The 13,058-nt window shown below is 67.5% G+C and carries 14 protein-coding genes; 4 read left to right on the plus strand and 10 right to left on the minus strand.

Features of this window, described 5'->3' with window-relative positions; translation table 11 throughout:
- Nucleotides 1–71: 71 nt before the first annotated feature.
- Nucleotides 72–1,358 carry a phospholipid carrier-dependent glycosyltransferase gene (locus tag B2G71_RS05230; RefSeq protein ID WP_098104668.1) on the plus strand — a complete coding sequence of 429 codons (1,287 nt, stop codon included), beginning with the start codon at nucleotides 72–74 and terminating at the stop codon, nucleotides 1,356–1,358.
- A 49-nt stretch (nucleotides 1,359–1,407) separates the two neighbouring features.
- Here the strand turns inward: B2G71_RS05230 and B2G71_RS05235 are convergent, their stop codons facing one another.
- The 7 genes from B2G71_RS05235 to B2G71_RS05265 form a co-directional block, all read right to left on the minus strand.
- On the minus strand, nucleotides 1,408–2,580 hold the full coding sequence (locus tag B2G71_RS05235) for a glycosyltransferase family 2 protein (protein WP_098104669.1): 1,173 nt from the start codon (nucleotides 2,578–2,580) through the stop codon (nucleotides 1,408–1,410).
- Nucleotides 2,581–2,624: 44 nt separating this feature from the next.
- Nucleotides 2,625–3,668, minus strand: coding sequence for a 3-isopropylmalate dehydrogenase (gene leuB / locus B2G71_RS05240; protein WP_098104952.1), 1,044 nt, complete (start codon nucleotides 3,666–3,668; stop codon nucleotides 2,625–2,627).
- 19 nt (nucleotides 3,669–3,687) lie between these two features.
- Nucleotides 3,688–4,296 carry a recombination protein O N-terminal domain-containing protein gene (locus B2G71_RS05245; protein ID WP_098104670.1) on the minus strand — a complete coding sequence of 203 codons (609 nt, stop codon included), beginning with the start codon at nucleotides 4,294–4,296 and terminating at the stop codon, nucleotides 3,688–3,690.
- A complete protein-coding gene (locus tag B2G71_RS05250; RefSeq protein WP_098104671.1) occupies nucleotides 4,293–4,805 on the minus strand; it encodes a hypothetical protein in 513 nt (170 codons plus the stop codon). The genes B2G71_RS05245 and B2G71_RS05250 overlap by 4 nt, the downstream gene beginning before the upstream one ends.
- Nucleotides 4,806–4,881: 76 nt before the next feature.
- A complete protein-coding gene (locus B2G71_RS05255) occupies nucleotides 4,882–5,133 on the minus strand; it encodes an accessory factor UbiK family protein (protein ID WP_098104672.1) in 252 nt (83 codons plus the stop codon).
- Nucleotides 5,134–5,174: 41 nt separating this feature from the next.
- Entirely contained in the window at nucleotides 5,175–5,729 is a 555-nt protein-coding gene (locus B2G71_RS05260; protein ID WP_098104673.1) for a TspO/MBR family protein, read from the minus strand.
- Between the two features lie 86 nt (nucleotides 5,730–5,815).
- Nucleotides 5,816–6,577: a TlyA family RNA methyltransferase gene (locus B2G71_RS05265; RefSeq protein WP_206049327.1), complete on the minus strand. Its 762-nt coding sequence runs from the start codon at nucleotides 6,575–6,577 to the stop codon at nucleotides 5,816–5,818.
- A gap of 51 nt (nucleotides 6,578–6,628) precedes the next feature.
- On the opposite strand from B2G71_RS05265, the gene B2G71_RS05270 reads away from it, so the two are divergent.
- Nucleotides 6,629–7,156, plus strand: a complete 528-nt coding sequence (locus B2G71_RS05270; RefSeq protein WP_141521501.1) for a hypothetical protein — start codon at nucleotides 6,629–6,631, stop codon at nucleotides 7,154–7,156.
- A 24-nt stretch (nucleotides 7,157–7,180) separates the two neighbouring features.
- Here B2G71_RS05270 and B2G71_RS24735 read toward each other — a convergent pair whose 3' ends face one another.
- Nucleotides 7,181–10,279, minus strand: coding sequence for an Ig-like domain-containing protein (locus B2G71_RS24735; protein WP_141521502.1), 3,099 nt, complete (start codon nucleotides 10,277–10,279; stop codon nucleotides 7,181–7,183).
- Between the two features lie 199 nt (nucleotides 10,280–10,478).
- On the opposite strand from B2G71_RS24735, the gene B2G71_RS05280 reads away from it, so the two are divergent.
- Nucleotides 10,479–10,940, plus strand: a complete 462-nt coding sequence (locus B2G71_RS05280) for a low molecular weight protein-tyrosine-phosphatase (protein WP_098104677.1) — start codon at nucleotides 10,479–10,481, stop codon at nucleotides 10,938–10,940.
- A gap of 20 nt (nucleotides 10,941–10,960) precedes the next feature.
- Here the strand turns inward: B2G71_RS05280 and B2G71_RS05285 are convergent, their stop codons facing one another.
- Nucleotides 10,961–11,557, minus strand: coding sequence for a GNAT family N-acetyltransferase (locus B2G71_RS05285; RefSeq protein WP_098104953.1), 597 nt, complete (start codon nucleotides 11,555–11,557; stop codon nucleotides 10,961–10,963).
- Between the two features lie 20 nt (nucleotides 11,558–11,577).
- The gene (locus tag B2G71_RS05290; RefSeq protein WP_098104678.1) at nucleotides 11,578–12,045 is read right to left on the minus strand and encodes a MaoC family dehydratase; all 468 of its coding nucleotides are present in this window, start codon (nucleotides 12,043–12,045) and stop codon (nucleotides 11,578–11,580) included.
- Nucleotides 12,046–12,224: 179 nt separating this feature from the next.
- Here B2G71_RS05290 and purC point away from each other — a divergent pair, with 179 nt between their 5' ends.
- Nucleotides 12,225–13,022, plus strand: coding sequence for a phosphoribosylaminoimidazolesuccinocarboxamide synthase (purC, locus tag B2G71_RS05295; protein WP_098104679.1), 798 nt, complete (start codon nucleotides 12,225–12,227; stop codon nucleotides 13,020–13,022).
- Nucleotides 13,023–13,058: the final 36 nt, after the last annotated feature.

Consider the following 13,058-nt stretch of genomic DNA (forward strand, 5'->3'; position numbering starts at 1 on the left):
AAGCGCCCGCTCGCGGGACGACAAGTGATCTTCGCTTGCGAGCGGGACGGTTCATGCTACTGGCGCGGCCGATGGCCCGCTTCTCCGCCCATGATCGCGACCCGCTGGTCTGGTGCATCGCGATCGCCGCGGCGTTCCTCGCGCTGGCCGTCTGGCGCCTCGGCATTCCCACGCGGCTCTATTTCGACGAAGTCCACTACGTCCCCGCCGCGCGCAAGCTGCTCGAACTGAAAGCGGCCAACCGCGAGCATCCGCTGTTCGCCAAGGAGCTGATCGCCGCCTCGATCCGGCTGTTCGGCGACACCTCGTGGGCCTGGCGGCTGCCCTCGGTGGTCTGCGGCGGCGTGGGCCTGTTCGCCTTCTCGCGCCTCGTATGGTGGTCGAGCCGGCGGCGGCGCGCGACGATCCTCGCCGCGCTGCTGCTCGCGACCAACTTCACCTGGTTCATCCAGAGCCGGATCGCCATGCTCGACATGGTGAGCGCCGGGCTGCTGATGGTCGGGCTGTGGCAATTCGCCGCGGCGCTCGCGGCGCCGGCCGCGAAAGCGCGCTGGCGCCTGCTCGCGGCGGGCGTGGCGCTCGGCCTCTCGATGGGCGCGAAATGGAGCGGCGTTCCCGCGATCGTCCTGCCCGGCCTCGCCTTCCTGGCGCTGCGCGTCCGCAGCGCCGGGCCGGTCTTCATCGGCAGGCGCGGCGCGGGCCCGATCTCCGGCGTGACGATGGCCGAGGCGGTCTTCTTCCTCGGCCTGCTGCCGCTCGCCGTCTACTGGGCGACCTACGCGCCCGCGTTCTTCTATCCGGTCGGCTGGAAGCTCGATCCGCTGAACGTGATCGGGCAGCACGAATTCATGATCCGGCTGCAGGACAGCGTGCGCAAACCGCATCCCTACCGCAGCTTCTGGTACCAGTGGATCGTCGACTGGCGCGCGATATGGTATCTCTACGAGCCGGTCGACGGCGCCCAGCGCGGGATCGTGCTGATCGGCAATCCCTTCTCGATGCTGGCGGGACTGCCCGCGCTGCTGTGGTGCCTGTGGCAGGGCCTGCGCCGCAAGCGGGCCTACCTGCTCGGCTTCGTCGTGCTCTATGCCGCGTGCCTGGGCATGTGGGTGGTGAACGGCAAGCCGATCCAGTTCTACTACCACTACCTGCTGCCGGGCGCGTTCCTGATGGCCTGCCTGGCCTTCGCGCTCGATGACCTGTGGAGCCGCCGCGACCGCTGGCGCTGGCTTGCCCCGCTCTCGCTGATCGCGACCTTCGCGATGTTCGCGTACTTCTTCCCGATCATCTCGGCGATGCAACTGGCCGACGGCAAGCGGGCCTACGCGAAGTGGATGTGGCTAGATTCCTGGCGCTGAGGCGGTTCCCCGCGGTGGCCTATGCCGGCCCCAGCCAAGAATACGCCGCTCAGGTGCCGTATTTGCCCCAGACGAACTTGGACGACAGAGCGAAGTTCCACACCGAGGCGATGACGATGCCAACCAGCGCAGCCGGGTATTCGTGGATGCCGTAGCGCACAAGGATCGCGGCCACGCCGACATTGGCGGTGAGGCCGATCAGGCAAGTGAGGCCGAATTTCGCCCAGCCGCGCAGCAAGGGGACGAAGCCGGTCAGCCGCTTGTCGGCATAAGTCAGCGCGTTGTTGAGGAAGAAGTTGAAGGTCATCGCGGTGAGCGCGGCGATGGTCTGCGCCACTTCGAAGGCGGTGACGAGTTGGCCCTTGAGCGGCGGGCCGCCGAATACGGCAAGAATCGCGGAGAGCACCGCCATGTGCACCACCACGCCCATCGCGCCGATCGTGCCGAACAGCGCGAAGCGGGTCGGGATGATGCGGCCCAGCCACTTGTCATAGAGGCCGACCAGGAATTCGAACACCACGGTCCGGTCGAGCTTGCTCTCGCCTTCGGCGCGGGCCGCGAACGACATCGGGAATTCCTTCACGCGCAACGGAGTCTCCACAGTGGCGAGAATATCGAGGAGGATCTTGAAGCCGACGCCCGAAAGCCGGTGGGCATCGGCGCGCAGCGTGGCCGCGCGCAGCATGAAGAACCCGCTCATCGGATCGCTCAGCGTCACGCCGGTGACCTTTCGCGCGAGGCGGTTGGCGAGGCCCGAGGCCTTGACCCGGTCCGGCCGGCCCCACTCCTCGGTGCTGGCGCCGTCGCAGAAGCGCGAGGCATAGGCGAGATCGAATTCGCCCGAGGTCACCGCCTTGAGCATCTCGGGCAGCAGGCGCGGATCGTGCTGGTGGTCGGCATCCATTACCGCGACGACGGGCGCGGCAGTCGCGCACATGCCCTCGATCGCGGCGGACGACAGCCCGCGCCGGCCGATCCGCTCGATCACCCGCACGCGCGGATCGTTGAGCGCAATCGCGCGAGCTTCGTCGGAGGTGCCGTCGGGGCTGTTGTCGTCGACGACGATCGCTTCCCAGGCAATGCCTTGCAGCGCTTCGTCGAGCCGCTCGATCATGGGGCCGAGGTTCTTGCGCTCGTTGAAGGTCGGCAGCACGACGGCAAGCTCCAGCGGCTTGACGGCGGCATCGACGGCCTGAGCCAGATTGTCGCGAACCAAATGCATCTAACGCCCGCTATACAGAATTCGTAAATATCCGTTTAGCCTGTTTACAGATTCGCCAGAACCGCGTCGCCGATCTCGCGCGTTCCGGCCTTTCCGCCCAGATCGCCGCCACGGACACCCGCCGTCAGCGCCTTGGCCACCGCCGCCTCGATCCGCGCCGCCTCGGCTTCGAGCTGGTAGCTGTGACGCAGCAGCATCGCTGCCGAGAGGATCGTCGCCATCGGATTGGCGAGGCCCTGCCCCGCGATGTCGGGCGCCGATCCGTGGATCGGCTCGTACAGGCCGAACGTGCCCTCGGCCAGCGAGGCCGAGGCGAGCAGGCCGATCGAGCCGACGCACATGCTCGCCTGGTCGGAAAGGATGTCGCCGAACATATTGCCGGTGACGATCACATCGAACTGGCCGGGATTCTTGACGAGCTGCATCGCCGCGTTGTCGACGTACATGTGGCTGAGTTCGACGTCCGGGTATTCGGCGGCGACCTCGATCACCACGTCGCGCCAGAGCTGCGAGGTCTCGAGCACGTTGGCCTTGTCGACCGAGCACAATTTGCCGCCGCGCCCCCGGGCGGCGGTGAAGGCGGTGTGCGCGATGCGCCGCACTTCGTCCTCGGCGTAGGACATGATGTCATAGCCCTCGCGCCGCCCGTCGGGCGTGGTGCGGCGGCCCTTCTCGCCGAAATAGACGTCGCCGTTCAGTTCGCGCACGATCAGCAGGTCGATCGTCGAGGCGACTTCGGCGCGCAGCGTGGTGAGATCCTCAAGCCCCTCGAACACCGTAGCGGGGCGCAGGTTGGCGAACAGGCCCAGTTCCTTGCGCAGCCCCAGCACCGCCTGTTCGGGCCGCAGATGGCGTTCGAGGTGGTCGAGATCGAAATCGCCCACGGCGCCGAACAGGATCGCGCCGCACGAGCGCGCGATCTCCAGCGTCTCGGCCGGCAGCGGATGCCCGTGTTTGCGGTATGCGGCCCCGCCGACGTCGCCCTCGATCAGGTCCAGCCCGGGAAGATCGAGCGCTTCGAGGACGCGCACGGCCTCTCCGACAACCTCCGGCCCGATCCCGTCCCCCGCAAAAACCGCGATCCGCATGTTGGCGCCGCTCACCGTATTACCCTCCTTCGATCCGTGCCAGCCGCTCGCGCAGCATGGCGCGCGCCGCCATAACATCCGATCGACGTTCGGCAAGCGCATAGCGTTCGAGCTGGCGCCCGAGCTTGTCGAACGCACCGAGATAGTCCGCCCACGCGCCCTCGGCGGGCGGCGCGCTGCCCCCGCCATAGCCGAGTTCGCGCAACAGCAGCGTTTCGTAGGAAAGCAAGGGACCCGCCCAGCGCCGCGCGGAGGGGGCGACGCAGATCGCCTCGATCAGGGCCGCGAGCGCCGAATGCAGCGCGGGATAGGCGTGACGCTCGGGCAAGGCGGCCGCCGCGAGCGCGGTCACCCAGGCGAGCGCGGCAGCGGGCAGCGGCTCGCTCATCCAGGGGCCGCGGCTGCGCACCAGTTCGAGCCGCGCGAACGGCAGGCGTCCCTCCGACTTCGCGCGCACCTCGGCGGCGACTTCGTTGCCGGGGATGAGCAAGGGGCGCAAGTGCCGTCCGCGCCCGCCCGCGACATAGGCGCCGACCATGCCGTGCCGCGCGGTCATCAGCTTCGCGATCACGGCGGTCTCGCCATGCGGCCGCGCCGCGCAGACGATCGCGGTCTCAGAGAAGTTCACCGCTCCGCGCGCGGCCAGGACCGCAGCATGCCCAAAAGTCCGATCACGCCCCACACGAAGCCGAACGCCGCGCAAGTGGCGAGCGCCTCGCTGCCGAGCAGGATGACGAACGCCTCGCGGTCGACCGGCAAGTCGCGCGGCGGGCCGAGCAATCGAGCGAGGACGAACCGGACGTAGAGGAACACGGCAAGGATCGGAAAGGCGACCGCGAGCAGCGGCAGCCGCCGCACCGCGAGCGTCCCGACCAGCCACAGGACGACGACGGCGAAGGGCACCAGCAGGCTCAGCCCCTCAAGATCGCCGTTGGACGCCGACAAGTCGGCGCGCGCGAGCGCGAGGGCCGACTGGTAGTGCCAGGCAAGCGGCAGCAGCGCGGGCACCAGCGCGATACCGGGAAGCCAGCGCGGGGTCGCATCGCCCAGCCGCGCACAGGCCCAGCGCCCTATCGCTCGGCCCGCCGCCAGCGAAACCACGCACCCAAGGACGAACAGGAAACCGAAAAGCAGCATGCCGGCCGGTCGATGGCGCAGTTCGGCCCGGCGGGCAACAGCGCCCGTGCCGAAACCGTGATCGTCGCGCCGCGGCCTACTTGGCGTTCAGCCGCGCCTCGAGTTCTTCGACGCGCTTCTTGAGGGTTTCGGCCTCTTCACGCGCGGTTGCGGCCATTTCCTTGACCGCGTCGAATTCCTCGCGGCTGACGAAATCCATGTCACCCACGAATTCCTTGAAGCGCTCACGCGCGGAATCGCGAGCCTCGCGTCCCATCCCGGCGACGGTACCGGCGGCGCTGTTCATCAGCTTGACGAAGTCGGAGACGAAGGGGTTTTCGCTTTGCATACTGCTTAGGTGGCAGCCTTCGCGGCCGGAAACAAGAGCCCTCAGAACTCGATTCGCTGCACCGCCCCGCTCACTTCGACACTCTCCGTGACGGGGTTGAGCACGTGCAGTTCCCAGTTGAGGTACGTCGCGAAGCCGATCCAGAGGAGATAGGGCACCAGCAGCAGCGCGGCGATCGGCCGGACGCGGTAGAACAGGAGGATCGTCGCCAGCACCGCGAGATCGAGCAGCGCGATCACCACGAGCGCCGCGAGAATATCGTGCATGGCGAAGAAAACCGGCGACCAGGCGAGATTGAGCGCGGCCTGAACCACGAACACGACTACGGCGGGGCCGCGACCCGGCGCGCCGCGCGCCGCGAAGATCACCGCCAGCGCAATCCCCATCAGTACGTAGAGAATCGGCCACACGATGCCGAAGGTGGAGGCTGGCGGGTAGGCGGCGGGCTTGACCAGCGTCGCGAACCAGACGTTCCCGGCCCCGCTGCCCGAAAGCGTTCCCGAAAGCAGCCCGAGCAGGAGCATCGTCGGTACGGTCAGCAGCGTCCATCGCAAGAGCCCGGCCCGGAGCTGACCGGTTGAAGCAATCACATTCATGAGCGGCGCAGTCTCCCGAATCGAGCAGGGGCCCCGTGTTTATTAAGAAATGCTAACGATGGTGCAATGCGACAGTCCGCCCGATATCAGCCCCTTTTGGCCCAAATCAGGAATTCGATGTTGCCTTCGGGGCCCTTGATCGGGCTTTCGACGAGTCCGCGCACATCCCAATCGGAGCATTCGAGCCATTCGCGCACCTCGCCGCAAACCCGCTCGTGCAGCGCCGCATCGCGGACGACACCGCCCTTGCCCACTTCGCCGCGCCCCACCTCGAACTGCGGCTTGATCAGCGCGACGAGCGTGCACGCGGGCGCGGCCAGCCGCAGCGGAGCCTCCAGCACCTTGGCCAGCCCGATGAAACTCGCATCGCACACCACCCAGTCGCACGGCGCATCGATCAGTTCGGGCGTGAGAAGCCGCGCGCTGGTTTTCTCCAGCACCGTGACGCGCGGGTCCTGCCGCAGCTTCCAGGCGAGCTGGTTGGTGCCCGAATCGACCGCGAAGACGCGCTCGGCCCCTTTCGTCAGCAGCACGTCGGTGAAACCGCCGGTTGAACTGCCGATGTCCATCGCAACCGCGCCGTTCGGGTCCAGCCCGAAGTGCTCGATCGCATGGGCGAGCTTGATTCCGCCGCGCGAAACCCAGGGATGATCGCGCCCGCGCACTTCGAGCGCGACGTCGGTGGAGACCGTTTGTCCGGCCTTGGCGATCTTGGTTTCGCCCGCGAAGACAACGCCCGCCATGATCAGCGCCTGCGCGCGGGTGCGGCTCTCGGCGAGGCCGCGCTCGACGAGCAACTGGTCGACCCGGCTTTTTGCGCCGGCTGGAGTCTTGGGCGGGACGGTCATGGGGATGCGGGGCTTGTGATAGACCAAGAGTGATTCCATACGAAGGCCATGATGGCAATCCGCCCCCTCGCTCTCCTCGCGGTCCTCGGCGCGATGGCCCTTGCCGCGTCCTGCTCGGATCGCCGCGTCATTCCCGCGCCCGCACCGACGACGCCTCCACCCGCCGCGCCCCGGCCCTTGCCGACGACGGCGCCGCCCGTCGACTGGCAGGACGCACCGATCACGCCGGGCGACTGGACCTGGGGCATGGTCTCCGGGCAATCGGTCGCGCGCTTCGCGAATGGGCTGTTCGCGATGCGGTGCAACGTTTCGGACCGCACCGTCAGCCTGATTCGCGCCGGCGCGCCAGCCGAGGAAGTGCCGATGACGGTGATCACCGAGAAGAGCACGCGCACGCTGGTCGCGAGGCGCCAGCCGAGCGCTTCGCCGACGATCGAGGCGCGGCTCGGCGCACGCGATCCGCTGCTCGATGCCATGGCCTTCAGCCGGGGCCGATTCGCCATTGCGAGCGGCGGGCAGCCGACGCTCTATGTTCCGAGCTGGCCCGAAGTGAGCCGCGTGATCGAGGATTGCCGCTGAGGCAGCGGGCCGGCCACGGCATCGTTACCCCAGATCGTAAACCCCTTGGAGCGCCGACAGCGTCGCGGCAAGCGGCGGTGCGAGATCGGTCGGATCGAGCGGCTGCGCCGTTGCCACGCTAGTCCCGGTGATCTGCGCCCCGTCGAGAACGATCGCGCCCGCCTCGACGTCGATCGTCAGCGTGCGCACGTCGAACTCGCCGAATACCAGCAGCGTCTCGCCAAGGCCCACGGGAATCGCCGCCCGCGCGTCTTCCGAGAACACCACCAGCGTGCTGCCGTCGCGGTAGGCGGCGAAATCGGCCGCCGGCCCCTCAAACTCGATGCGGTCCCCGCCGAGGTTGAACGAGGGATCGAAGGTCATGTCGCCGAACAGGCGCACGACCGTCTCGCCGCCGCCGGCGGTGCCGAAGACCTGATAATCGCCCCCGAGAATGGCCGAGGCACCGGCCTCGAACAGCGCGCGGGCGCCGCTTTCGGGATCGAGCGCAACGGTGGATGCGGTATCGTCGGGCGCCGCAAGGATCGCCGCCGGCGCGCCGGTGACCGTCTGCGCGCCGATCCTGACGCTCGCGCTCGCGGCGTCGATCGCGAGCAGGCGCGCGCCGTCGTCGAAAACGATCGCGACGCCGGCCGGGCCGAGCGGCAGGTTCACCGTCCCCACCGGTCCCGCGATGCTCGCGAGCGAACCGGAGGCGGCGATCGTGTAGTCGGCAGCCTCGCCCGCGAAGCGAATGACGTCGCCGCCCCGGTTGAACGAGGGGTCGAGGGTCACGATCGAGTCGCTGCCGGTCACCGTGAAGTCCTGCGCGCCGGTCGTGCCGAAAACGCGGGCCCGGCCGCCCAGTTCGCCCGCGAAACCGGTGCTGGCGATGATCTGGATGCCCGGCGGCGCGGTGATCTCCACCTGTATGTCCTGGCGCGTTTCCAGCCCGCCGGGATCGCTCACGGTGACCGCGAAGCTGTCCATCCCCGCATATCCGGCATCGGGTGAATAGGCGACGCTGAGTTCGCCCTCGCCCACCTGCGTCAGCACCGCCGTGCCGTGGCGCGGCGCGCTCAGCGCATACGTCAGCGGATCGCCGTTGGGATCGCTGATCAGCAGGACGAAGGTCGTCGTAGCACCTTCTTCCACCCAGATGCTGCGCGCGCCGCTGATGACGGGCGGATCGGCCGCGACTTCGAGCGCGGCGGTCTCGGAGAGGCGGTAGAGACCATCGGCGAACGAGAAATACTCGACATCGCGCAGCGTATCGGTGCCCTCCGCGCTGGATATCTGCACCAGCCCCTTGGCATCGACGCGCACAGTGTAGTCGGCCGCCGCGCCGAGATAGAACGCGGTGTCGACTTCCGCCCCGCCGTCGAGAAAATCGTCGCCGCCCGCCCCCGTCAGGTCGTCGTTGCCGAAACCGCCATAGAGGCGGTCGTTGCCATCCGCGCCGAGCAGGACGTCGTTGCCCTCGCCGCCGTCGAACCATGCGCCGATCAGGCTGCCGGCCTGCGCCCGGGCGTCGGTGACGAGCGAGACGTTGAGTTCGTATCGCGCGTTCTGCGGCAGCGAGAAGCCGTAAAACTCCGAAACCTCGATGATGTAGGTCTCGCCCGCGACGAGATCGGTGAGTTCGAGGAAACTGTCGTAGATGTTGGCGCTGCCGGCATCGACGATCTCGCCGTCGTCGTTCTCCGCGACGAGCCCGCCTTGCGCATCGAACACGGTCAGATAGGAATCGAAGGCGAAGCTGTTGTCGACGTCGATGATCGCGCGGCCGTCCGTGCCCGCGGTGAAACTGTAGTACTGCGGTCCGCCGCCCCCGCCCAGGGCATGGACCCGCACGCTGGCCATGCCGGGGTCCGCGTCGAGCCCCGCATCGTCCGCGTCCACTGCAAACAGGCCATCGAGCGAGAAGGCATCGGCCATGGTCAGGCCGTCAATCGCGCTCTGTGGGCGAAAGACTTCGTTCGAGGCATCGGCGTCGATCCGCCCGGCGCCCGCGACCATGCGGTCGTCGCCCAATCCGCCGATCGCGCCTTCGATGGTGACCAGCGTGTCCGAACCGTACCCCGTCGCGCGGCCCGCGCCGAGATCGATCACGAGGTCCGCCGCGACATCGGTGTAGCTGACGATGTCGAAGCCGCCGCCGCCCACCAGCCGGTTGTCGGCGCCGTTACCGTGGATCAGATCGTCGCCCGTTCCGCCTTGCGCATTCTCGACGACGACGCCGTTGGCGATGGTGAATCCGCCGATCACGCCGCCGATCCACGACACGAAGCCGCCGCCGCCCGGCTCGTCGCGCAAGGTCGCGGCGCGCAGATCGATGGTCGCTCCCATGCCGGTGGAATCGGATGCGGAGATAACGTCAGTGCCGCCCGCGTCCCAGATCGTCGTCCAGCCCGTGCCCGGTTCGTTTGCTTCGGGGAGCCGATAGCCGTTGTTGCCCGTGGCGGTCGCCGTGTTGGCACCGTAGATCGACTGGATCGCGGCGATGTCGAACGCGGCCGGCCCGATCACCCAGCCGTAGTCGTAAGTCTGCGAATAGCCGACCTCGAGATAGCCGGAATTGTAACCCATCGTTACGAAGACGCCCTGGTTGAGCTGGTTCTCGCCAAGCACGAAGGGTCCGTCGACACCGGGGAAGACGAGGCGGTCCGGGCCGTCGGTATCGTCGGCATGGGGATGGTTGAGGCCGAGGCCGTGCCCGGTCTCGTGAACGAAGGTCGAGAAGGTGTACCCGCCCGGCGCCACGCTGCCCGCCGAGAACAGCCCGTCGGCATCGCTGTAGGTGCCGCTCAGCGTCCCCGCGAAGGGCAGCGTGTGAAAAGCGAGCGAGCCGTCGTCGAGCGTGCGGATCTTCTCGATCCAGTCGTAGGCCTGCGTGGTTCCGGTGCCCCGGTAAGGGCCCGCTTCCTCGACGAAATTGACGTTTGCCACCGCCGCCCATGTCGCGACCGAGGCCGCGAAGCCCTCGCGCGCGCCGTTGCCCCAGGTTGTGCCGCCGTACGCACCATTGCCCTCGAGCACGTAGTTGATCGTGATGCCCGGCACGAAGGCAAAGTCGTAGACGAGCGAATCGATGTAGAGGTTGCCGGTTTCGCCGGTATCGACCAGCTCGGATTCGCTGAACACGTACCGCAGACTCCTCTTGGGACCAGGCGTCAGCGCCGGTCCCACCCCCTTGCCTTGCGATCCACCCGCGCCCTAAGGCGATGGCAGCCGCGACGATCCCGCGAACATCCCGAGCCGAAGCTCCAGATTACTTACTCATAGCAAGGCTTTCGAATGATTAAATCGCTTTTGTCGTCCCCGATTGCCGAATGACGATCAGATGACCAGTCCGTCGCTGCTGTTCGTTTGTCTTGGCAACATTTGCCGCTCGCCACTGGCCGAGGCCGCCTTGCGGCAGCGCGCGGCGGCGCTTGGCCTCGCCATCGAGGCCGATTCGGCCGGGACCGGCGACTGGCACGTCGGCGAACCGCCCGATCCGCGCGCGATCGAACAGGCCGCGCGGCACGGCATCGACATTTCGGGCTATCGCGCGCGCCAGGTCAAACGCGGCGACTTCGCGCGCTTCAGCCATATCCTCGCGCTCGATCTCGACAATCTGCGCAACCTGCAAAGGCTGGCCCCCGCCGGACACGGCACGCGACTCTCGCTCTTGCTCGATCATGTGCCGGGGCGCGAGGGCCAGCCCGTTGCCGACCCCTATTTCGGTGGCCCCGAGGGCTTCGTCGAAACCTGGCGGCAAGTGAGCGAGGCCGCGGAGGCGCTTTGTCGCCAACTGGCGTGAGGCGCGCGGCGGCGCGCGTGTCAGCCGAGATCGCGCATCCAGACCTGAAGCGCCTTGGCGCTCTCACCCGGCTCGCCATGCTCCTTCCAGGCCATCTCGATGCGCAGTCCGGGCACCGGAGCATAGCCCCGCTTGCGCCAGAAACCCTCGAGCGAGCGATAGCCGGCCGGGCGCGCGGGATGATCCTCGGGCCGGATCACCGAGGCGAAGCACGCGAAGCGCGCGCCGCAACGGCGCGCCTGCGCCTCGCGCCTGTCGAAGAAGGCATGGCCGATCCCCCGCCCGCGATAGGCATCGAGCAGTACGCTCTCACCGAAATAGAACGCGCTTTCCGGCGCGAAACCGGCCGCCGCCACCGGATCGCGGATCTCGCCCCCCTGCGCCGCCAGCGGCGAGGCCGTGGCGACACCGACGATCCGTTCGCCGTCGCGCGCGGCAACGACGATGGCGTCGCGGGCGGCGATGAACCCGCGCAGGTAGTCCTCCTCGTAGGCGGGGTCGCCATCGTAGAGATAGGGGAACGCGGCGAAGACCGTCATCCGCAGACGCGCGAGATCGGCAATGACCGCTTGCACCCGCGCGCCGGTGAGGTCTTCGATCGCGATTCCTTCGGTCATCTCATCCCCGTTCGTCGCCGTCATGTGACGTGGAGGGTGATCCAGGTCGCGACAAGCGCGGGCGTGTCTTCGCCCTCGATCTCGACGACGACGTCCAGCGCTTCGCGAAAGCGGCCGGGCTGCCTTTCCTCGATCGAGGCGACCGTCATGCGTCCCCTGATCCGCTTGCCCGCGGCGACCGGCGCCAGGAACCGGACGCCATCGAGCCCGTAGTTGTAGCCAGACCTGAGCCCGGGAAAGACCGGTCGCGAGATCTGCCCGCGCATGGGGGCAAGCAGCGAGAGCGTGAGGAACCCGTGCGCGATCGTCCCGTCGAACCCGGCTTCGCGCGCCGCCTCGGGTTCGACGTGGATAAAGGCGTGGTCATCGGTCGTCTCGGCGAAGCGGTCGATAAGCGCCTGATCGACAAGCATCCAGTCCGACAGATAGGTCCGGCCGACCTGCTCGCGCACGAATTGCGCCTGCGCCTGCACGATATCCTCTTTCATCCCCGTGCCTCTGTCCCGCTCCGGTCTTTCTCGCGCAATGCCCCAGCCGGGCCTAGCCGGTTTGCTTTTGGGGGACCATCGCCTATATGCCTCAGATCGTGCCCCGGCCCCAGCGCGGCGTGCTATTGCGCGTTCCGTCAGGTCGGGGCTTGTTGTCTCTTGAACCCAGGGGTTTTGCGATGTCGCGTCGGCGCCAGATCTACGAAGGCAAGGCGAAGATCCTCTACGAGGGTCCCGAGCCGGGCACCCTGATCCAGTATTTCAAGGACGATGCCACCGCCTTCAATGCCCAGAAGAAGGGCACGATCCAAGGCAAGGGCGTCATCAACAACCGCATCAGCGAGTACGTGTTCACGCGCCTGAACCACATCGGCGTGCCGAATCACTTCATCCGGCGCCTTAACATGCGCGAGCAACTCGTTCGCCAGGTTGAGATCATTCCCATCGAGGTCGTGGTCCGCAACGTCGCCGCCGGGTCGATCTCGAAGCGGCTCGGCATTCCCGAGGGCGAGCTGCTGCCGCACACTCTGCTCGAGTACTACTACAAGGACGATTCGCTCGGCGATCCGCTCATCGCCGAAGAGCACATCGCCTGCTTCGGCTGGGCCTCGAACGAGGAAATGCAGGACATTTCCTCGCTGGCGATCCGCGTGAACGACTTCCTTTGCGGCATGTTCGCGGCGATCAACATCAAGCTGGTCGACTTCAAGCTCGAGTTCGGCCGCATCTGGGACGGCGACTACAGCCGCGTGATCCTCGCCGATGAAATCAGCCCCGACGGCTGCCGCCTGTGGGACATGCACACCGGCGAGAAGCTCGACAAGGACCGCTTCCGCCGCGACCTCGGCGGCGAGGAAGAAGCCTACCAGGAAGTCGCGCGTCGGCTCGGGCTGCTCCAGGACGACGGCACCCCTGGCGAAGTGTTCGATCTGACCGCGCATCGCGGCAAGGTGCGCGGCAGCAAGACTCACAAGTAGCGTCGGTTCGCCCGATACGCCGCGCACGTCGACCGT

Origin of the sequence: Novosphingobium sp. PC22D, assembly GCF_002556635.1 — a bacterium.
Taxonomy (GTDB): domain Bacteria; phylum Pseudomonadota; class Alphaproteobacteria; order Sphingomonadales; family Sphingomonadaceae; genus Novosphingobium.

Coding starts and splice junctions, on each gene's coding strand:
- B2G71_RS05265 (WP_206049327.1), bottom strand. CDS start 6,577: ATGACCGTCCCGCCCAAGACTCCAGCCGGCGCAAAAAGCCGGGTCGAC.
- B2G71_RS05250 (WP_098104671.1), bottom strand. CDS start 4,805: ATGCTGCTTTTCGGTTTCCTGTTCGTCCTTGGGTGCGTGGTTTCGCTG.
- B2G71_RS05290 (WP_098104678.1), bottom strand. CDS start 12,045: ATGAAAGAGGATATCGTGCAGGCGCAGGCGCAATTCGTGCGCGAGCAG.
- leuB (WP_098104952.1), bottom strand. CDS start 3,668: ATGCGGATCGCGGTTTTTGCGGGGGACGGGATCGGGCCGGAGGTTGTC.
- B2G71_RS05260 (WP_098104673.1), bottom strand. CDS start 5,729: ATGAATGTGATTGCTTCAACCGGTCAGCTCCGGGCCGGGCTCTTGCGA.
- B2G71_RS05285 (WP_098104953.1), bottom strand. CDS start 11,557: ATGACCGAAGGAATCGCGATCGAAGACCTCACCGGCGCGCGGGTGCAA.
- B2G71_RS05235 (WP_098104669.1), bottom strand. CDS start 2,580: ATGCATTTGGTTCGCGACAATCTGGCTCAGGCCGTCGATGCCGCCGTC.
- purC (WP_098104679.1), top strand. CDS start 12,225: ATGTCGCGTCGGCGCCAGATCTACGAAGGCAAGGCGAAGATCCTCTAC.
- B2G71_RS05280 (WP_098104677.1), top strand. CDS start 10,479: ATGACCAGTCCGTCGCTGCTGTTCGTTTGTCTTGGCAACATTTGCCGC.
- B2G71_RS05255 (WP_098104672.1), bottom strand. CDS start 5,133: ATGCAAAGCGAAAACCCCTTCGTCTCCGACTTCGTCAAGCTGATGAAC.
- B2G71_RS05270 (WP_141521501.1), top strand. CDS start 6,629: ATGGCAATCCGCCCCCTCGCTCTCCTCGCGGTCCTCGGCGCGATGGCC.
- B2G71_RS05230 (WP_098104668.1), top strand. CDS start 72: ATGGCCCGCTTCTCCGCCCATGATCGCGACCCGCTGGTCTGGTGCATC.